This window comes from Bifidobacterium olomucense, from assembly GCF_012932375.1.
In the GTDB taxonomy this organism is placed as follows: Bacteria; Actinomycetota; Actinomycetes; order Actinomycetales; family Bifidobacteriaceae; genus Bifidobacterium; species Bifidobacterium olomucense.
In genome coordinates this window covers 108,547-127,633 of the sequence record NZ_JAAIIG010000004.1, presented here as the reverse complement: position 1 = coordinate 127,633, position 19,087 = coordinate 108,547, and the positions used below count along the sequence as shown (strand labels likewise).

The window sequence follows — 19,087 nt, the reverse complement described above, 5'->3', positions numbered from 1 at the left end:
ATGAATCTTGATGCGGCAGAAGCCGATATCGTCAATATGATGATCGGTCAGGGATTCGATGCGCATCGCTTTGCGACTGCCGGTACGGGACGTCCGCTTTGGCTGGCTGGATTGCTCTGGCCGGTGCCTGAGGACACAGATCCTTTGCAAGCCTCACATTATGAAGGCATCGAGGGGGATTCCGATGGTGATGTCGCCGCCCATGCATTGATTGACGCGTTGCTTGCCGCCGCCGGGCTTGGGGATATCGGGTCGTTGTTCGGCGTAGGCGCGGATGCTCATGGCGCCGGTATGCATGGCGCGGATATGCTCAAGGAGACGACGGCGTATCTGACGGCCAACGGGTATAAGCCGGTTTCCGCCTCCGTCGTCATTGTCGGCAATCGCCCGAAAATCGGCACCCGTCGCGCGCAAGCCGAGACTGTACTTTCCACGGCGGTTGGATGCCGCGTCTCGCTGACCGCCACCACCACCGATCATATGGGATTCACCGGCAGCGGTGAGGGCATTGCCGCTATTGCCAACGCATTGGTCGTCCGACAGTAACGGGCAGTGGCATGTGGCGGCTTAACGAGTCTTCAGAGTGTTGACGCCCTTGGCGATTGCCCAGAACAGGGTGGACAACGTCACGATGATGAAGCTCGGGGGAGCGGGGAACATCGCGGAAAGCACCAGTCCCAGCCAGATTGAGGTCAGACAGAGGACGCTTGCGATCACCATGGCTTTGAACGGAGAGCCTGCGAGAATATTGGCGGTTGCTGCCGGAGTGATTACCAGAGCGAAAATCAGCAGCGTGCCGACGGCCGGCACCGCGATGGTGATCACTCCGGCCATAATGGCCATAAACGCCACGTTCATCAGACCAATCGGTACACCTTTGGCCTGTGCCACCTGTTCGTCGAGCGAACTGAACAGCAACGGACGGTAGATCACCGCGAGAAGAACCAACAGCAGCGCATCAAAGACAGCGAAGCCGATGATCTGATCGGTGGTTATGGTCAGAATCGAACCGAAGAGGATCGATTGCATTTGCTGTGATGCGGAACTGGACAGACGCGCGAAGAACAGACCCAGGCCGGTGGCGAAAGCCAATACGGTGCCGGTGGCGATTTCGCGCTCGGAGACGCGTTTGCCCAATGCGCCGATAACGAGTGCCCCGCCTAATGCGAATGCGCCCATGCCCAACGAGACCGGCACTCCCAGCAGTACTGCGCCGGTGGCTCCTGGCAGACCGATATGCGCCAGCGCATGTGCCGCGAACGTGGAATGACGCGCGATGGTGAAATATCCCATAACGCCGGCCGCCAACGCGATGAACAAGCCGGCTGCGAAGGCATTGGCCATGAACGGAGCCGTCAGCGTATCCATCCATTCGGGATCAAACGAAAAATCGATGGTATTCATAAGATTTCCCTTACGTTGATATCTGCTCGGCGACGTTTACCGATCGGAGTTTGTACTGGCATGGACGTGGTGATGCATCTGCGCCACTTCGTCTGCGGAATGCATGTCCTGTGTCTGGTTTCGCGGCTCGTCTGGTGTGGGCGTGACGAACATGTCACCTTGAGGGGTGGTGACTACTTGCACCTGCGTGCCGTAGAGATGCGTCAGCAGATCGGAGTCGAGTACCTTCCCCATGTCCGCGTAGTGCGGATGACCGTCCAGCAGGTATACCGCGCCGGTCAGGATCGGCAACAGCATATTGAGATCGTGGGCTACCACCTGAATGGTCATGCCGAGTTCTTGATTGAGTTTGGCGAGCACGTGAACGGTGGAGCGTTGACTGGCCAGATCAAGGTTGGCCAGTGGCTCATCCAGCATGAGCAGCTTGGGATCGCATACCAGCGCCTGTGCGATGGCCACACGTTGGCGCAGACCGCCGGACAGCTCCGAAAGACGGTATTTGGCCTTGTCTGCGATGCCTGTGAATTCCATCGCTTCGCGAGCCTTGGCTCGTTGCGCCTTGGTGATCATATGAATGCCGAAACGGGTGCCGGTCAGGCCCAGCAATACTGATTGTTCGGCAGTGAGGTTGGAATCGATGTCCGAGGCATAGCTTTGCGGCACGTATCCGATTTGATGGTTCATGCTTCCGGCGGGTTTGCCCAAAACGGTCAACGATCCGGCGGCCAGAGGAAGCAGCCCCAGCTCGGCTTTCATCATGGTTGTTTTGCCGGTGCCGTTGGTGCCTACGATTGCGGTCACCGACCCTGAGGGGATGGAGAATGTGCCATGCTGCCAGATGATGCGTTCGCCGCGTCGTACAGCGGCATCGTGGAACACGATGCAATCGGATTTGCTCATATGCGCGATTGTGCCAAATGATGCTGACAATCGTTCTCAATAGTGTGTTGTCCCCGCGCAGACGAACACATCGAACATGTTTTGCCCACGCGATGTTGCTGCAGCGGAATCGGGTGGACAGACAACGAGCATTGTCTCTCGGTCTCTCACCTCGGTTGCCGGTTGTGCGGCGCCGAGCTCCGATGATATTCCCGGCACTCGGCTATTTGCCTGGATCGGGCTGGTCTTCGCCGGAGGATTGGGCGTCATCCTTGCCGGCGCCGGTACCCGAGCCGTCGTCGCTTGTGCTGTCGCCGCCGTTCTCATCGGTGGACGTATTCGTCGATGAGGATTTGCATTCGCGGATATAGGTTATGCCTTGATAGGCCTTGTCGTCGTTGCCGTCGGAGGAATCCGATTCTGTTGAAGCGCTGTCGTTGGATTTCTCGTCGGTGCTGCCGGTGTCGCCGGCGTCGGACGAAGACCCGGACTCGTCATCGCCGTCCGCAGTCTTATCGGCGTTGTCGGAGTCTGTTCCGTCCGCGGACTCGTCGTCCTGATCGGTGTCGCAGCCATAGTCCGGATCGACGGCGTCGACAATGCTGTTGATGATTTGGTTGATCCACGCATCCAAGGTCTTGGAGTCGGACGGCATCTGTTCGGACACCTTCACCACCGGAACCTCGGAGCGTCCTGCGGTGCCGGTGATGAGATTGGTCGCCTCGTTGGCGGCTTGCGTGTTGTTGATGAGCAGATCGATGTCTCGGTCTTCGATGATCTTTTGGAACGACTGCAGATCAGCTGGAGCGGCTTCTCCGCCCGAGGCGGTGGACTGCGCATATCCTTTGGGAGTGGAGTCCTTGAATCCGAGGTCGGCCATCAGATAATATGCCACGGGTTCGGTGGCGGCATAGGCAAGATCGGTATGGCTTTTCATGAAGTCGTCCGCCCAGTCTTCCATAGACTGCTCAGACTGTTTCCAAAGCTTGAGACGTTTCTTGAACTCTGCTTTTTTGCTGGGCAACGTCTTGCTGAATGCATCGGTAAGGGCTTCCGCCATGCCGACGCGCGCGTCTTTGGAGAACCACAGATGTGGATTGTCTCCCTCTACCGCACCCATTACGGAGGCCGCGGAAACTATGTTCGACGACGAGGTCAACGATTTGGTGGCCCATGAATCGTATCCTGCACCATTGGCGACTACGATTTGCGCTTTGGAGAGTTTCGCCACATCCGAAGTCTTCGGTTCGAAATCATGAGCGTCCACGTTGGTGGTGTTCACAATGGAGGTCACGGTCACGTCTTCTCCACCGAGCTCCGCGGCCAAAGCACCCCATTGGTTGATCGAAGCGACCACCGTAATCGGACTGGTCTGCTCGGTAGTCGTCTGCTGTTCGTTGGAATCGGCGGGTGTGCTCTCTTCGGTGCCGCATGCCGTGACGGTCAGAAGAGCCGTAACGCTCAAGGCAGCGGCTGCATACCTCAAGCAATGCCTGAATCGAATTCCCATGGAACGCCTTCTTTGCCTCAGCTATGGACGAATGAACGCATGTGATTTGTTCTAACGATAGCCTATCGTTTCGAATAATCACCGCAACGAAGAAGCGAAAGGGGAGCTATGGCTACGAGAATTGACGGAAAGCAGGTGGCTGCGGCGATTAAAGCCGATTTAGCCGGGCGCGTGAACCGTTTGAAGGAGCAGGGCGTGACGCCGGGGCTGGGGACGCTGTTGGTGGGCGAGGATCCGGGTTCGGTCAAGTATGTAGCCGGAAAGCATGCGGATTGTGCGGAAATCGGCATCAATTCCGTCCGCAAGGACCTGCCGGCCGATGCCTCCTTTGACGACATCGCCGCCGCGGTGCGTGAACTCAATGAGGATCCGGCTTGCAACGGCTTCATCGTGCAGTTGCCGTTGCCCAAAGGCATTGATCAGAACGCCATCATTGATCTCATCGATCCCGCCAAGGATGCCGATGGCATGCATCCGTACAATCTCGGCGAGCTGGTGCTTCATGTGCGCGGCGATATCACCACGCCGTTGCCATGCACGCCGCGCGGTGTTATCGAGCTGCTCGAAGCTTATGATATCGATTTGAACGGCAAGGAGGTCTGTGTACTCGGCCGCGGCATCACCATCGGCCGCACCATCGGCCTGATGCTGACCCGCAATGCCGTGAACGCCACGGTGACTTTGTGCCACACCGGTACCAAGGATGTAGCGGATCATATGCGTCGCGCGGATGTGATCGTGGCCGCCATGGGGTCGGCTGGCTTCGTGACCCCAGATAAAATCAAGGAGGGCGCGGTGCTGGTCGACGTCGGCGTCAGCCGTGTCTTTGACGAGGAAGCCGGCCGTTATCGCATCAAGGGAGACGTGGACAAGGCCTGCTACGACAAGGCTTCCGCCTATACGCCCAACCCCGGCGGAGTAGGCCCCATGACTCGCGCCATGCTGCTTGCCAATGTAGTGGAAATGGCCGAACGTTCCCTATGAATTGACTGCTGTCTGGTCATGGTATGTGTTGTTCGACACGCTCAAGGCCGTTCGGCCAAGCCTACGGTCTCGCAACACATACCATGACCAGACACCTTCGACATGCACATCCTCACCCACCAGCGGCCACGTGCAAAAAGAGAATGCGCGACACACCTTGGTATTGCAATGGTTTCTTGGCTATAGCTCTCTGTATTCTGAATGCTTGTATGTCTCAAAGGGCATGCAAGCACAACTGAATATCGAGTAATTATCCATCCATCTATTGAGAAACCATAGTATTTACATGGCAGAGAACAACACTGAAGTCGCCAAGGTTGCCATCAACGACATTGGCACCGAAGAGGACTTCATCAAGGCAGTCGATTCCACCATCAAGAACTTCGATGATGGTGATCTGGTTGAGGGTACCGTCGTCAAGATTGATCGCGACGAAGTTCTCCTGGATATCGGCTACAAGACCGAGGGTGTCATCCCCTCCCGTGAGCTTTCCATCAAGAAGGACGTCGATCCGGACGAGGTCGTCGAAGTCGGCGACACCATCGAGGCTCTTGTCGTCACCAAGGAAGACAAGGAAGGCCGTCTGATCCTGTCCAAGAAGCGTGCTCAGTACGAGCGTGCCTGGGGCGACATTGAGAAGATCAAGGAAGCCGACGGCGTCGTTGAGGGCACCGTCATCGAAGCCGTCAAGGGCGGCCTCATCGTCGACATCGGTCTGCGTGGCTTCCTGCCTGCTTCCCTCGTTGAGATGCGTCGTGTGCGCGACCTGTCCCCGTACATCGGCCAGAAGATCAAGGCCAAGATCCTTGAGCTCGACAAGAACCGCAACAATGTGGTCCTGTCCCGTCGCCAGTACCTGGAGGAGACCCAGTCCGAGGTCCGCGAGACCTTCCTGTCCCAGCTCAAGAAGGGCCAGATCCGTGAGGGCGTCGTGTCCTCCATCGTCAACTTCGGCGCCTTCGTCGATCTGGGCGGTGTTGACGGCCTGATCCACGTTTCCGAGCTGTCTTGGAAGCACATCGATCACCCGTCCGAGGTCGTCAAGGTCGGCGACAAGGTCACCGTTGAGGTGCTCGACGTCGATCTCGATCGTGAGCGCATCTCCCTGTCCCTCAAGGCCACCCAGGAAGATCCGTGGCAGCGCTTCGCTCGCACCCACGTTCCTGGCCAGATCGTCAAGGGCAAGGTCACCAAGATCGTCCAGTTCGGTGTCTTCATCTCCGTCGAGGACGGCATCGAGGGCCTGGTGCACATCTCCGAGCTCGCCAACCGTCACGTCGAGAACCCGGAGACCGTGGTCAAGCCGGGCGAGACCGTGTTCGTCAAGGTGATCGACGTCGATCTCGATCGTCGCCGCATCTCCCTGTCCCTCAAGCAGGCCAACGATTCCGTTGACCCGGCTTCCGAGGACTTCGATCCGGCTATCTACGGCATGCCGGCCGAGTACGACGAGCAGGGCAACTACAAGTACCCCGAAGGCTTCGACCCGAACACCAACGAGTGGATCGCCGGCTTCGAGAAGCAGCGCGAGGAGTGGGAAGCCCAGTACGCTGCCGCTCACGAGCTGTGGGAGGAGCACAAGGAGTTCGTGGCCAAGGAACTGGCGAACGCAGCCGAGTCTGCCGCTGCCGACGGTCAGGGCCCGAAGGAAGAGAAGCCGGTCGAGGAGACCTCCAACTACTCTTCCGCTGCTCCGGCTACCGGCACCCTCGCCGATTCCGATCAGCTCGCCGCTCTGCGCGACCAGCTGCTCGGCAAGTGAGCTGTTGCTGACGCTTAGTGCGTAATGAGAACCCGGCCCTTATGGGTCGGGTTCTTTCGTATTAGCATGTCCATATGAGAATTGGACTGACAGGTGGGATCGCAGCGGGCAAAAGCACGGTTTCGGCGCGCTTTGCCGAGCTTGGAGCAGTAATCGTCGATTATGATGCGCTGGCGCATCGGATTGTTGAGCCCGGGGGAGAGGCCATTGCGCAAATCGCCGAGGTCTTTGGGCCGGATGCGTTGCTGTCGGATGGCAGCTTGAATCGTTCCTGGATGGCCGACCATGTATTCGGCGCTCACGCCAAGCCGGGGGCGCGTGAACGGCTGGATGCCATCGAGCATCCGCTCATCTATCGACTTGCCGCCCAACAAGAGCGGTCATGCAGTCCCTCAGACATCATCATTCATGATGTACCATTACTCGCCGAAGTCATCGACGGCATTCCTTTCAGCTTTGACCACATAATCACGGTGGAGGCGCCGGTATGCATGCGTCTTGAACGCATGATTGAAGAACGCGGCATGAGTCCTGAACAGGCGGAAGACCGTATCCGACACCAATCCAGCGGATCCGAACGTCGGGCGATCGCGGATATCATTATCGACTCAGCACAGCCGATGGATCGGATGATGGCCCAAGTGGATGAGATCTACCAAGACTTCCGCTCACAGATTCAACCTGCGTAACGATTGCATGCGGGAAGCGAACGGTTATTGCCGACAGTGTTTCGAACATAACGATGCATTATCGCCATCATGCGGTGGCGCTGTTCGTATCGGTGCCAGCAATTCGCGCACGCTCGGCAATGAGAATGATTCTGCTGGAATGGCCTTAAGATTAATCCCATGGGATTCAACATTGAGCGTGCGGATAAACCTTTTGTCGTCAAATCGCCGTACCAGCCGTCCGGTGACCAGCCGCAGGCCATCGAGGAACTGGCCGAACGCATCGAGAATGGTGAGAACGATGTGGTGTTGATGGGTGCTACCGGTACCGGCAAAACCGCCACCACCGCCTGGCTTATCGAGCGTTTGCAGAGGCCGACGCTGATTATCGAACCCAATAAGACACTTGCCGCACAGCTGTGCGCAGAGTTCCGCGAGCTGATGCCGGATAACGCCGTCAGCTATTTCGTCTCCTATTACGACTACTACCAGCCGGAAGCCTATATCCCGCAGACTGATACCTATATCGAGAAGGACTCCAACATCAACGACGACGTGGAGCGTTTGCGTCACCAAGCCACGGCGAACCTGTTGACTCGCCGTGATTGTGTGGTCGTGGCTACGGTTTCCTGCATCTATGGCTTGGGTACTCCGGAAGAGTACGCCGGTCGAATGCTGCTGCTCAAGGTGGGGCAGGAAATTAACCGGGACGATCTGTTGCGTCAATTCGTGGCCATGCAATACAAACGTAACGATATCGCCTTCACCCGCGGTACATTTCGCGTTCGCGGCGATACCGTGGAAATCATCCCGGTCTATGAGGAGCTGGCGGTACGCATTGAGTTCTTCGGTGATGAGATTGACCGTATTTCCACGCTGCATCCATTAACCGGTGATGAGATCGCCGAAGAACGCGAAGTGCATATCTTCCCGGCCTCCCATTATGTAGCCGGACCGGCACGTATGGAACGTGCGCTCAAAACCATTCGTGAAGAGTTGGATGATCGTCTTGCCGAATTGCATAAACAAGGCAAGGAGCTTGAGGCGCAGCGTCTCAACATGCGCACCACGTATGATTTGGAGATGCTTACCCAAGTGGGCGTATGCTCCGGCGTCGAAAACTATTCAAGACATTTCGACGGTCGCGCACCCGGCACTCCGCCGCACACGCTACTCGATTTCTTCCCGGATGATTTCCTGTTGGTCATCGATGAATCCCATGTCACTGTTCCTCAGATCGGTGCGATGTATGAAGGCGATGCCTCCCGTAAACGCACATTGGTGGAGCATGGGTTCCGTTTGCCTTCGGCCATGGACAACCGGCCGCTCAAGTGGCCGGAATTCCTGCAGCGAGTAGGGCAGACGGTATATCTTTCCGCCACTCCCGGCGATTATGAACTGGGACTGTCGGATGGGGTGGTGGAACAGATCATCCGCCCGACCGGTCTGCTGGATCCGAAAATCGACGTGCGTCCGGTCGAAGGCCAGATTGATGATCTCTTGGCTGAGATCAAAGATCGTGTGGCGAGGAACGAACGTGCGTTGGTCACCACGCTGACCAAGAAAATGGCCGAGGACCTGACTGATTATCTGCTGGAACGTGGCATCAAGGTCGAGTATCTGCATTCCGATGTGGATACGTTGCGCCGTGTGGAACTGCTGCGTATGCTGCGCGAAGGCAAGATCGATGTGATCGTCGGCATCAACCTGTTGCGTGAGGGATTGGATCTGCCGGAGGTTTCGTTGGTCGCCATTCTGGATGCCGACAAAGAAGGCTTCCTACGCTCCTATCGTTCGCTGATTCAGACCATCGGCCGTGCTGCACGAAACGTTTCCGGCACGGTGATTATGTACGCCGATGAGACCACGGAGGCCATGCGCAAGGCCATCGACGAAACCGATCGCCGTCGTGCCAAGCAGATGGCATACAATCAGGAGCATCATATTGATCCCAAGCCATTGATCAAGAAGATCAGCGACGTCAACGATATGCTCGCCAAGGAGGATGTGGATACTCAGACCCTGCTTGAGGGTGGCTATCGCAACGCGGGCAAAGCCGGCAACACGCATCTGGGCGTGCCCACCATGAATGCTGAAGAAGCCGACAAGCGTCATGAGGAGATTCTGAAGGCCGGATTGCCGGCTCAGGATTTGGCGGATCTTATCCGTCAGCTCTCCGAACAGATGCACACCGCCGCCGAACAGCTCCAGTTCGAGCTTGCAGCCCGTCTGCGCGACGAAATCCGCGACCTCAAAAAGGAGCTCCGTCAAATGACGGAAGCGAATAAGTGAGCTTCCGTAACAGCGAGCAGCGGTAGCGTCGCGAGCATCGTATGAAATGCGGAAGCGAACAAGTAGGTTCCAGGCTCCGTGACGGTTGACCTGCGGATGGTTATGGGATGTGCTGTGCGACACACTCAAGGCCGTTCGGCCAAGCCTACGGTCTTACAGCACATCCCATAACCGTCCGCATCATGATTGCGAATTTGAATGTTTTGCAATACGGAGACGGCCGCCCATAGCATGTGTTGCTCAACCGTAAGCAGCGAAGGTGCGTGCTAAGCTTTGCGAGCACGCACCGGAGCGGGGCCGAATGGCCCTGAGTGTGTTGAGCAACACATGCTATGGGCGGCCGTCGGTCAACGGTAACGGAACGGCCCTGTCCGTCAACTCCATAAATTAGGGTAGGGAATCATGGCAGAAACCCCTCTTGCATTTGAAATCATCACCTTTGTGGTGCTTGCGTTGTTCTTCATCGTCGACCTGTTCGTCATCGGCCGACGTCCGCATGTGCCGTCCACCAGGGAATGCGTGCAGCATATCGCCTTCTTTGTGGTCATGGCGCTGATCTTCGGTGGATGCATCTGGTTCTTCGCCGGATCGAAGCCGGCCATAGAGTTCTATTCCGGCTGGCTGACCGAATATTCATTGTCCATTGACAATCTGTTCGTATTCGTCATCATCATGTCGAATTTCGCCGTGCCCAAGCAGCTGCAGAAGTATGTGTTGTCGGTGGGCATCACCATCGCCTTGATTTTCCGTGGCATCTTCATTCTCATCGGCGCGGCGTTGATCTCCCGGTTCACATGGGTGTTCTTCATTTTTGGCGCTTTCCTGATCTATACCGCCGTCAAGCTGGTGATCGGTGGCGATGATGATGAGGAATATCATGAGAACGGTCTAATTCGTGCATTGCGTAAAGTCATCAAGATCACCGATGACTACGATGGTGAGAAGTTGAGGACCACGCGCAACGGTGTGCGCTATTGGACCCCGATGCTTATCGTGTTCCTGACCATCGGCACCACCGATGTGATGTTCGCGTTCGATTCCATTCCGGCGATCTTCGGCTTGACTAAGGATCCGTTCCTGGTGTTCACCTCTAACGTGTTCGCGCTGCTCGGTCTTCAGCAGCTTTACTTCCTGCTGGGCGCGCTTCTGGACAAGCTCGTCTACCTTCCTGCCGGACTGTCCGTGGTGCTCGGATTCATCGGAGTCAAGCTGGTCATGGAGGCGCTGCACGGCAATACGCTGCCGTTCATCAACGGCGGTCATGGCGTGCATTGGGTGCCTGAGGTTCCTACGTGGTTGTCCCTTGCGGTGATTGTGGTAGCAATCGGTGGAGCGTCAATTGCATCCGTCATCAAGATGAAGACTTTGGAATCCGGCAAGAAAGCCTGAAATAATCAGGAAAATAGAACCTGAAAACCTAATATCCGCAACAATGTGAGCGCTCACAACACACCGAGAGAAAAACTTGGCATATCGCTGTGGGCGCTAGTAAACTGGTTTTCGGCAAGTGAGGCCTTCGGCCTCGGAACTCAACAATTAGAATAGGCAGGCATTCATGCGTAAAGCCAAGATCGTTGACACCATCGGTCCCGCCACCGAGGAATACGACAACCTTCTCAAGCTCGTTGAAGCCGGTATGGACGTTGCTCGTCTGAACCGCTCCCACGGCACTCCTGAGGATCACCTCCGCGTCTACAACAACGTTCGCAAGGCCAGCAAGGAAACCGGCCGCAACGTTGCCGCGCTTGTTGATCTGCAGGGTCCGAAGATTCGCTGCGGTTGGTTCAAGAAGAACGCCGAAGGCGAGGACAAGGTTCAGCTGCAGCTTGGCCAGGAGTTCGTCATCACCACCGACGATATCGAGGGCGACGAGCACATCACCTCCACCACGTTCAAGGGTCTTCCGGGCGATTGCCACCCGGGCGACCCGATTCTGATCGACGACGGCAAGGTCCGTCTTGAGGTCACCAAGGTCGAGGGCAACAACGTGCACACCAAGGTCGTCGTGGCCGGTCCGGTGTCCTCCCACAAGGGCATCAATCTGCCGGGTGTCGCCGTTTCTCTGCCTGCTCTGACCGAGAAGGATGAGGCCGACCTGCGTTGGGCCATCCGCACCGGTGCCGACATCATCGCCATGTCCTTCGTGCGCTTCGCCACCGATATTGATCGCGCTCACGAGATCATGGACGAAGAAGGCCGTCGTATCCCGATCGTCGCCAAGATCGAGAAGCCGCAGGCTCTGGAGAACCTCGAAGACATCGTCAAGACCTTCGACGGTGTGATGGCCGCTCGTGGCGATATGGCCGTCGAGTGCCCGCTGGAAGAGGTTCCGCTGGCTACCAAGCGCATCATCGAGCTGGCTCGCCAGTACGCCAAGCCGGTCATCGTGGCTACCGAAGTCCTCGGCTCCATGGTGAACAACCCGGTTCCGACCCGTGCAGAGGCTTCTGACTGCGCCAACGCCGTCCTCGACGGCGCCGATGCCACCATGACCTCCAACGAGACCGCTGTCGGCAAGTACCCGGCAGTCACCGTGGACACCATGTCCCGCATCTCCGGCTACGCCACCGACCACGGCTTCGACCGTATCCCGGAGCTCAAGAACCTCGACATGTCCTCCACCGGCGCTGTGTCCTCCGCTGCCGTTGATCTGGCTGACAAGCTCAACGCCAAGGCCATCGTTGCCTACACCCAGACCGGCTCCACCGTGCACCGCGTGTCCCGTGAGCGTCCGGCCGCTCCGATCTACGGCATCACCAACAACGAGCACACCTTCCACTGGCTGGCTCTGTCCTGGGGCACCGAGGCCTTCCTGACCGAGGAAGACTACCACGACAAGTCCCGCAAGGATCTCATGGTCTTCACTGACAAGATCCTCAAGGATGCCGGTAAGGTCGTTGACGGCGACAAGATCGTCATCCTGAGCTCCGCTCAGGGTGACCACCAGCCGGGCCGCACCGATTCCATCTACGTTCACACCGTCGGCGCTTGCGACTGAGATTCTTTGGAAATCGTCAAACGCGTCATAGAGCGTGAATGAGAAGGAGGTTTCCACCCAAATCGGGTGGAAACCTCCTTCTCATATATGCGCGCACCGAGCTGCGGACGTCAGTGCCGCAAAGCGTAATCCTTGCTGATCGATACTGATGGCTGATTGTTTCAGTCGGTTACATTATCCAGACTGCCGCTTTTCAGTCTGAGAATAGCGATAATCGTCTTGGCGTCCACGATGGTACCGTTGATCACCATCTGGTACGCCTCATCTACGGAAACCAGACGAACATCGGAGCGTGGGGTCTCAGGCCCGATTGACTGCCGATCGGCAGGTGTGAGCCCCGTGGCATAGAAGATGGCCGTATGCTGCGTGGAATAGCTCGGTGTATTGAGGAAGCGCGCAAATTGAGTGAGATGCGCGGCCGTGAATCCGGCCTCGTCTGCAAGCTTGCGGCGTGCCACATCGACAGGCTGCTCGTCGTGATTCTTGGCATGTCCTCCAGGGATCTCCAGCGTCCAGCGATGGCTTGCTATACGGTATTGCTCCACCAGCGGAATGCGTCCGTCGTCGGTCACGGCCAATACGGCTACGGCATCGCCGCTGTTCGGTTGAATGCAATACCGGGTAAATTGCTTGCCGTCGTTGGATTCGTAGGAAACCTCATCGATATTGAAATAATGGGTTTCCGTGGTCTGTTTGCGAACGGTTTCCTTAACCGGAGACGGACGCCAAGGATCGAAAGAACGATAGGTCGTGTTGTTCATATGCCCCTCCTCGATGACGGTCGTGCGCATTGCTTACATCGGCGCACATCACAACCGGCTCCATTGTAAGCCTGTACATTGTTGGTTTGCAGGAAAGCCATACGACGGAATCACATATCCTGTCTGTAAGTTTTTTCGATTCAGCGCGTGTCTTTGTAGTGACAGTCTGTAACTTGTGCTAGTCTCTTCAGAGTGCCAAGCACGCCCCTGTATCCCAATTGGTAGAGGAAGCAGCCTCAAAATCTGCGCAGTGTGGGTTCGAGTCCCACCGGGGGCACTTTGTAATGAGCTTCACCGCATTGTGGTGAGGCTTTTTGTTAGTTAGTCGAAGAAAAGAGGCTGGCATGGCTGCGAGGAAGAAGTCCGAGGAACCGAGCATCGACATCGACGAGGTGCTAACCGACGAAGAACTGAAGGCAGCTGCCGGCACGGATGAACCAGTCGAAGCTGAAGCCAAGACAGCAAACGGCCCGCGTACGGTTGTAGTGGCCGAAGATGAAGCCGTGAATCGTATGGATCTTGTGGCTATGTTGGAAGACAATGGCTATGAGGTGGTTGGACAGGCCGCCAATGGTGAGGAAGCCGTCGAATTGACGCGCAAATACCGTCCGGATGTGGTGTGCATGGACGTGAAAATGCCGCGCATGGATGGCATCGCCGCCGCCGGTATCATCTGCGATGAAAACATCGCCCCTGTGGTGATGCTCACGGCATTCTCCCAGACCGACTTGGTAAAGAAAGCCACCGGTGCAGGAGCCATGGCTTATGTGACTAAGCCGTACGAGGAATCCAAACTGCTGCCTACGCTGGAAGTGGCGATGGGCCGTTTCGCCGAAATCAACGATCTGCTGGACAATGTTGAGCGCAGCGAGCGTAAGCTCAAGGAAACCACTGACCAGCTGCGTGAAACCGAGGAAAAGCTCAAGAAGGCCGAGGACACGCTTGAAGAGCGTAAGCTCGTGGATCGTGCCAAGGGTCTGCTGATGGATAAGGCGGACTTCTCCGAGCAGGGTGCATTCCGTTGGATCCAGAAGACTTCCATGGACCAGCGTATCCCGAAGAAGCGTCTTGCGCTTGCCATCATCGCCAAATACGGTGATCCGAAGCCTTCCGATTCGGATGAGCGCTGATAGTTGACCATCAAGCCCCGCTTCATGCGGGGCTTACGTGTTTCATAGGAAAGAATGACTGATACTGTGACCTTGAATTCCGGAAGTTCCAAGCACACTTTATTGGTAGTAGATGGCCACTCCCTAGCTTTTCGTGCGTTCTTCGCCATGCCGGTCGATAATTTCAGCACCTCAACAGGGCAAGCCACGAATGCCGTTTGGGGCTTTGCCACCATGCTGGCCCAGGTGATCGATACCGAGCAGCCCGATCTTCTTGGCGTGGCTTTCGATGTCAAGGGCGGAACGTTCCGCAACGAGTTGCTGCCCCAGTACAAAGGCACCCGTGAGGCGGCACCGGAAGAGCTGCTTACCCAGCTGCCTTTGATTCAGCGGCTGCTTACGGCATTGGGCGTCACCTATATCGAAAAGCCGGGTTATGAAGGCGATGATGTTATCGCCACGCTCGCCACAATGGGAGATCATGCAGGGTATCACACCCTTGTGCTTTCCGGCGACAGAGACGCCTTCCAACTTGTGGACGACAATGTCACCGTGCTTTACCCGGGCCACCATTTCAAAGATCTGAAGCATATGGATCCGCAGGCCATCATCGATAAATACAAGGTGACGCCTGCGCAGTATCCGGATCTGGCGGCCCTGAGGGGAGAAACCGCCGACAACATTCCCGGAGTGCCGGGTGTGGGTGACGGATTCGCCGCCAAGTGGATTAATCAGTACGGCTCATTGGAGGGCATCGCGGCACATGCCGATGAAATCGGTGGCAAGAAGGGAGAATCCCTGCGCGCCAACATCGATCAGGTGATGCTCAATCGCAAGGTAAACGCGTTGGTGCGAGACATCGATCTCGGCGTATCGCTGAACGATCTGACCTTTGGATCGATAGATGCCGGCGCTCTTGACACGTTGTTCAAGGAACTTGAGTTTGGCGCAAGAACCAAGACGCGTGTACTGAAAACCTTCAATACCGGGGGCGGACAGACTGCTGCCGATCAAGGCAAGGGGCGGCCGGATAATCAGAGTCAAGCAGAACTTGACCTGAATCTGCCGGACAACACCGCGATATCAACTGTGCAGCAGTTCGATGCATGGATTGATGAACATCGCCACGACATCGCCGTAAGCGAAGAGGTCGCGGCGTTCAAGGCAAAGGATTTCTCCGACCACGATACTCATATCATCATTGGCGAGAACGTCCATCATACGTGGACGCTTGCCGCTTGGGGCGATGACCGTCCTGGTCGCTCCCATGTGCAGGCGCTCGCGATCGAAGCCGGGAAACACGCCGTCATGATCGCGTTCCCATGTGAAGCAGCATTGCATGAGGCGCTCAATGCATTTCTGAGCCAGGAACATGGCCGCATCATCGTACATGGGTATAAGGAGCTGCTGCACTTGCTTGCCGCAGCTCATCTGGATCTCGATTTGCCGTTGTTCGACACCAAACTGGCTGGTTATTTGGCGCAGCCGGATTTCCACGCCGACGGTCTCATTCAGGCTGCGGAGCATTTCCTCGATATTCAGGTGGATGAGGAAACACAACCTGCGCAGGGGATGCTGGATTTCGATGCCGAATCAACGCAACCTGACGCGGATGAACAGCGGCTGCGTGATCTGTCCATCATTCGTGAGTTGGCTGGCACGCTCGCCCCGGTCATTGATCAGCGTGAGCAATACTGGCTGATGCGCGCAGTCGAGTTGCCGGTCTCCCGCGTACTGTTCGAGATGGAGCGAGACGGGGCGAAGATCGACACCGTGCGCCTACGCGGCATGCGTGACCAGTTCGCTCAGGATGCCCGCTTCGCTCAGGAGACGGCATGGCAGTTTGCCGGTAGCCAACTTAATCTGCAGAGCCCCAAGCAGCTGCAAAAGGTGCTGTTTGAGGACTTCGGCTTGAAGCCCACGAAACGAACCAAGTCGGGATCCTATACCACCAATGCTTCAGCGTTGCAGGACCTGTACATAAGATCCGTGGACAATGAACAGGCGAATGGTTTTCTCGGTGCGTTGCTCCGGCATCGTGAAACCAACAAGCTCAAGCAGATCGTGCAAAGTCTGATCGATGCCGTCAACCCCGCGGATGAGCGTATTCACACCACGTTTGAGCAGACGGTCGCTGCGACCGGGCGGCTCAGTTCTGTGGACCCTAACCTGCAGAACATCCCTAACAGGAACGCTGCCGGTCGTGAGATTCGCGGCGTGTTCGTGCCGGGAGAAGGCTACGAGTCGTTGCTGAGCTGTGATTATTCACAGGTGGAACTCCGTATCATGGCCGATCTGTCGGGAGACGAAGCGCTTATCGAAGCATTCCGATCCGGCATGGACTTCCACAAATATGTGGCGTCGATGGTCTATAAGCTTCCGGTTGAGGAGATCACTGGAGACCAGCGCAGCCATGTGAAGGCCATGAGCTATGGTCTGGCTTACGGACTGAGCACCTATGGTTTGGCTCAACAGCTGAAGATTGCTCCGCGCGAAGCCGAATCATTGAAGAACCGATATTTTGAGACCTTCGGCAAGGTGCATGATTACTTGGAATCGCTGGTTACCACTGCGCGAAGCAAGGGATACACCGAAACCATGTTTGGTCGAAGGCGATACTTCCCGGCTCTGCAATCCACGAATCGAGTGGCGCGAGACGCGGCCGAACGCGCGGCGCTCAACGCTCCGATTCAGGGGTCGGCGGCCGACATCATGAAGATTGCCATGATTCAGGCTTCACGGGCTTTGCGGGAGGCTGATGTGCGAAGCCGCATCATTCTGCAGATTCATGATGAACTTGTGGTCGAAGTCGCACCGGGGGAGGCAGATCAGGTTACCGCATTGGTCAGAAACGCCATGGAGCATGCCGTGGAGCTTGCCGTGCCATTGGATGTGTCTTGCGGCATCGGTGCCGACTGGCAGCTCGCTGCGCACTGATGCCATTCCATCCGTGTTCACAGCCCGGCAGCTCCGGGCTGTGAAGTAGGGCCGCCTCTGGGGATTGGCCGTGCCTCGCAGTCCGGGCCACTACAATGTGGCATATGCCGAATCTCAAGCAAGTCATTGACGTCCTTGAAACCCTCTACCCGCTTCGTTACGCCGAACAATGGGATGAACCGGGCCTGATCGTAGGTGATTTGAGTCATGACGTCCGCAAAATCGTGTTTGCGGTGGATCCGACATCCTCGATAGTGGATAAAGCTATCGAAGCCGGAGCGGATCTGCTCGTCACCCATCATCCTTTGTATTTTCGTGCCGTGCACGAGACCGGTGGCCTAGGGTTCCGTGGCGACATCGTGCGCAGACTCTACCAGAATGGATGCGGATTATGGGTGGGGCACACCAATGCCGATGCTTCGCCGCGTGGCGTAGGTCAGGCGGCGGCCGATGCTTTCGGCCTGATCGATCAACGGCCTTTGGTGCCGATCGATGATCCGCAGTCCACCGCGATGGCTGGATTGGGACGTGTCGGACGGTTGCCGCAACCCGTACTGCTGAAGGATTTCGCGCTCAGCGTATTCAAGACGGTGAATACTCGTGGAATGACTACCAAACTCGGTATTCAGGTATGCGGTGACCTCGATGAATTAGTGGAAACAGTTGCCGTATTGCCTGGTTCAGGCGATTCGCTGTTCGATGAGGTTCGCGCAGCCGGTGTGGACGTGTATGTAACCAGCGATTTGAGACATCATCCGGCGACGGATGCCATTGAACAAGCCCGGTATGAAGCACGGATGCGCGCACATGGCATAATGCTTGGCGAGGGGGATGCTCGTCTCCGGCCGAACCTGATCAACACGCCGCATGCCGCGATTGAATCCATGTGGTTCAATTACGCGATCGAGGATGTCCCGCTGGCCATCGAACAGGCGACAGGGCAAAGACCTGAAGTCGAGTGGATTCATGAGACGACCGATCCGTGGACACTGACCATTACTTCAGAGGAATAATGTGTTGCTGCGGTAGAATAATGAAAACGTTTGCCTAAGGAGAGAGCATGGTGGGTGAGGATAAGCAGCAGCGGTTGGAGCGTAAGCTCGATCGCAGGTTGAATGCTTCCTCAGACGGCATCGACATGGATGTACCAGCCTCGGTGGTGCGTAGTGAAACCGTATACACGGGTCGTGTCTTCCACGTGGACGATATGACGCTCGCCCTGAGCGATAAGCGAGGTGGAGTCCATGAGATCAATCGTCAGGTAGTACGTCATGCACCCTGCGTGGTGATGCTCGTACATGACATGTCCACCGATCGATACCTTATCGAACGTGAATATCGTGTTGGGTCGGATATATTCGCCTACGGGCTTCCCGCAGGACTGATGGACGAGGGTGAAGACATACTGGACGCGGCGTTGAGAGAACTCGCCGAGGAAACCGGTGTGGTTCCGGACCGTGATGCCATGGGTGTCGACTATATCGGAGATTTCTATTCCTCAGAAGGCATGAGCGATGAATTGGCACATATCATGGTGCTGCATTTGGGACCATTCCGGCACGAGAAGCGTCATATGGACCCGGATGAGCATGTGGAATCCACATGGATTCCATGGAGCGATCTGACCGCCACGCGCATCACCGCGTCAAACTCGATGATCGCGATCCAGCATGAGGCGTTGAGAAGACTCATCGCCAAGCATTCAGACGCAGACAAGCCAACACTGTTTGCCTAACCTTCATCAATCAAACGCAACGGCAATATCAGAAAGTGGGATACTGAA

The 19,087-nt window shown here is 56.6% G+C and carries 15 protein-coding genes and 1 tRNA gene; 12 read left to right on the top strand and 4 right to left on the bottom strand.

Annotation, left to right across the window (positions count from 1 at the left end; genetic code table 11):
• The first annotated feature begins 36 nt into the window (after positions 1-36).
• Entirely contained in the window at positions 37-546 is a 510-nt protein-coding gene (gene ispF, locus G1C97_RS06005; protein WP_169241090.1) for a 2-C-methyl-D-erythritol 2,4-cyclodiphosphate synthase, read from the top strand.
• 21 nt (positions 547-567) lie between these two features.
• On the opposite strand, the gene G1C97_RS06000 is transcribed toward ispF, so the two are convergent.
• The 3 genes from G1C97_RS06000 to G1C97_RS05990 all read right to left on the bottom strand — a co-directional run bounded on the left by G1C97_RS06000 (position 568) and on the right by G1C97_RS05990 (position 3,793).
• Positions 568-1,404 (bottom strand): metal ABC transporter permease, encoded by an 837-nt coding sequence (locus G1C97_RS06000; protein ID WP_169240992.1) that lies wholly within the window; start codon positions 1,402-1,404, stop codon positions 568-570.
• Between the two features lie 36 nt (positions 1,405-1,440).
• Positions 1,441-2,304: an ABC transporter ATP-binding protein gene (locus tag G1C97_RS05995; RefSeq protein ID WP_169240991.1), complete on the bottom strand. Its 864-nt coding sequence runs from the start codon at positions 2,302-2,304 to the stop codon at positions 1,441-1,443.
• A gap of 202 nt (positions 2,305-2,506) precedes the next feature.
• Positions 2,507-3,793 (bottom strand): metal ABC transporter solute-binding protein, Zn/Mn family, encoded by a 1,287-nt coding sequence (locus G1C97_RS05990; RefSeq protein ID WP_169240990.1) that lies wholly within the window; start codon positions 3,791-3,793, stop codon positions 2,507-2,509.
• A gap of 108 nt (positions 3,794-3,901) precedes the next feature.
• Here G1C97_RS05990 and G1C97_RS05985 point away from each other — a divergent pair, with 108 nt between their 5' ends.
• The 6 genes from G1C97_RS05985 to pyk all read left to right on the top strand — a co-directional run bounded on the left by G1C97_RS05985 (position 3,902) and on the right by pyk (position 12,497).
• The gene (locus G1C97_RS05985; RefSeq protein WP_169240989.1) at positions 3,902-4,777 is read left to right on the top strand and encodes a bifunctional methylenetetrahydrofolate dehydrogenase/methenyltetrahydrofolate cyclohydrolase; all 876 of its coding nucleotides are present in this window, start codon (positions 3,902-3,904) and stop codon (positions 4,775-4,777) included.
• Positions 4,778-5,063: 286 nt separating this feature from the next.
• Positions 5,064-6,539, top strand: a complete 1,476-nt coding sequence (gene rpsA, locus G1C97_RS05980) for a 30S ribosomal protein S1 (RefSeq protein WP_100495996.1) — start codon at positions 5,064-5,066, stop codon at positions 6,537-6,539.
• A gap of 74 nt (positions 6,540-6,613) precedes the next feature.
• On the top strand, positions 6,614-7,228 hold the full coding sequence (gene coaE, locus G1C97_RS05975; protein WP_169240988.1) for a dephospho-CoA kinase: 615 nt from the start codon (positions 6,614-6,616) through the stop codon (positions 7,226-7,228).
• Positions 7,229-7,387: 159 nt separating this feature from the next.
• Positions 7,388-9,499, top strand: coding sequence for an excinuclease ABC subunit UvrB (gene uvrB / locus G1C97_RS05970; RefSeq protein ID WP_169240987.1), 2,112 nt, complete (start codon positions 7,388-7,390; stop codon positions 9,497-9,499).
• 402 nt (positions 9,500-9,901) lie between these two features.
• Positions 9,902-10,888, top strand: coding sequence for a TerC family protein (locus G1C97_RS05965; RefSeq protein ID WP_169240986.1), 987 nt, complete (start codon positions 9,902-9,904; stop codon positions 10,886-10,888).
• A gap of 166 nt (positions 10,889-11,054) precedes the next feature.
• On the top strand, positions 11,055-12,497 hold the full coding sequence (gene pyk / locus G1C97_RS05960; protein ID WP_100495992.1) for a pyruvate kinase: 1,443 nt from the start codon (positions 11,055-11,057) through the stop codon (positions 12,495-12,497).
• A 161-nt stretch (positions 12,498-12,658) separates the two neighbouring features.
• On the opposite strand, the gene G1C97_RS05955 is transcribed toward pyk, so the two are convergent.
• Positions 12,659-13,258 (bottom strand): NUDIX domain-containing protein, encoded by a 600-nt coding sequence (locus G1C97_RS05955; protein ID WP_169240985.1) that lies wholly within the window; start codon positions 13,256-13,258, stop codon positions 12,659-12,661.
• Positions 13,259-13,461: 203 nt separating this feature from the next.
• Here G1C97_RS05955 and G1C97_RS05950 point away from each other — a divergent pair.
• From G1C97_RS05950 to G1C97_RS05930, 5 genes are all read left to right on the top strand, one after another.
• Positions 13,462-13,535: transfer RNA gene (locus G1C97_RS05950), tRNA-Leu, on the top strand.
• 67 nt (positions 13,536-13,602) lie between these two features.
• Complete coding sequence (locus G1C97_RS05945) at positions 13,603-14,388, top strand: ANTAR domain-containing response regulator (protein WP_169240984.1); 786 nt, start codon at positions 13,603-13,605, stop codon at positions 14,386-14,388.
• A gap of 54 nt (positions 14,389-14,442) precedes the next feature.
• Positions 14,443-17,304, top strand: a complete 2,862-nt coding sequence (gene polA / locus G1C97_RS05940; protein WP_169240983.1) for a DNA polymerase I — start codon at positions 14,443-14,445, stop codon at positions 17,302-17,304.
• A 104-nt stretch (positions 17,305-17,408) separates the two neighbouring features.
• A complete protein-coding gene (locus G1C97_RS05935) occupies positions 17,409-18,317 on the top strand; it encodes a Nif3-like dinuclear metal center hexameric protein (protein WP_169240982.1) in 909 nt (302 codons plus the stop codon).
• Positions 18,318-18,364: 47 nt separating this feature from the next.
• Positions 18,365-19,039 carry an NUDIX hydrolase gene (locus G1C97_RS05930; protein ID WP_169240981.1) on the top strand — a complete coding sequence of 225 codons (675 nt, stop codon included), beginning with the start codon at positions 18,365-18,367 and terminating at the stop codon, positions 19,037-19,039.
• Positions 19,040-19,087: the final 48 nt, after the last annotated feature.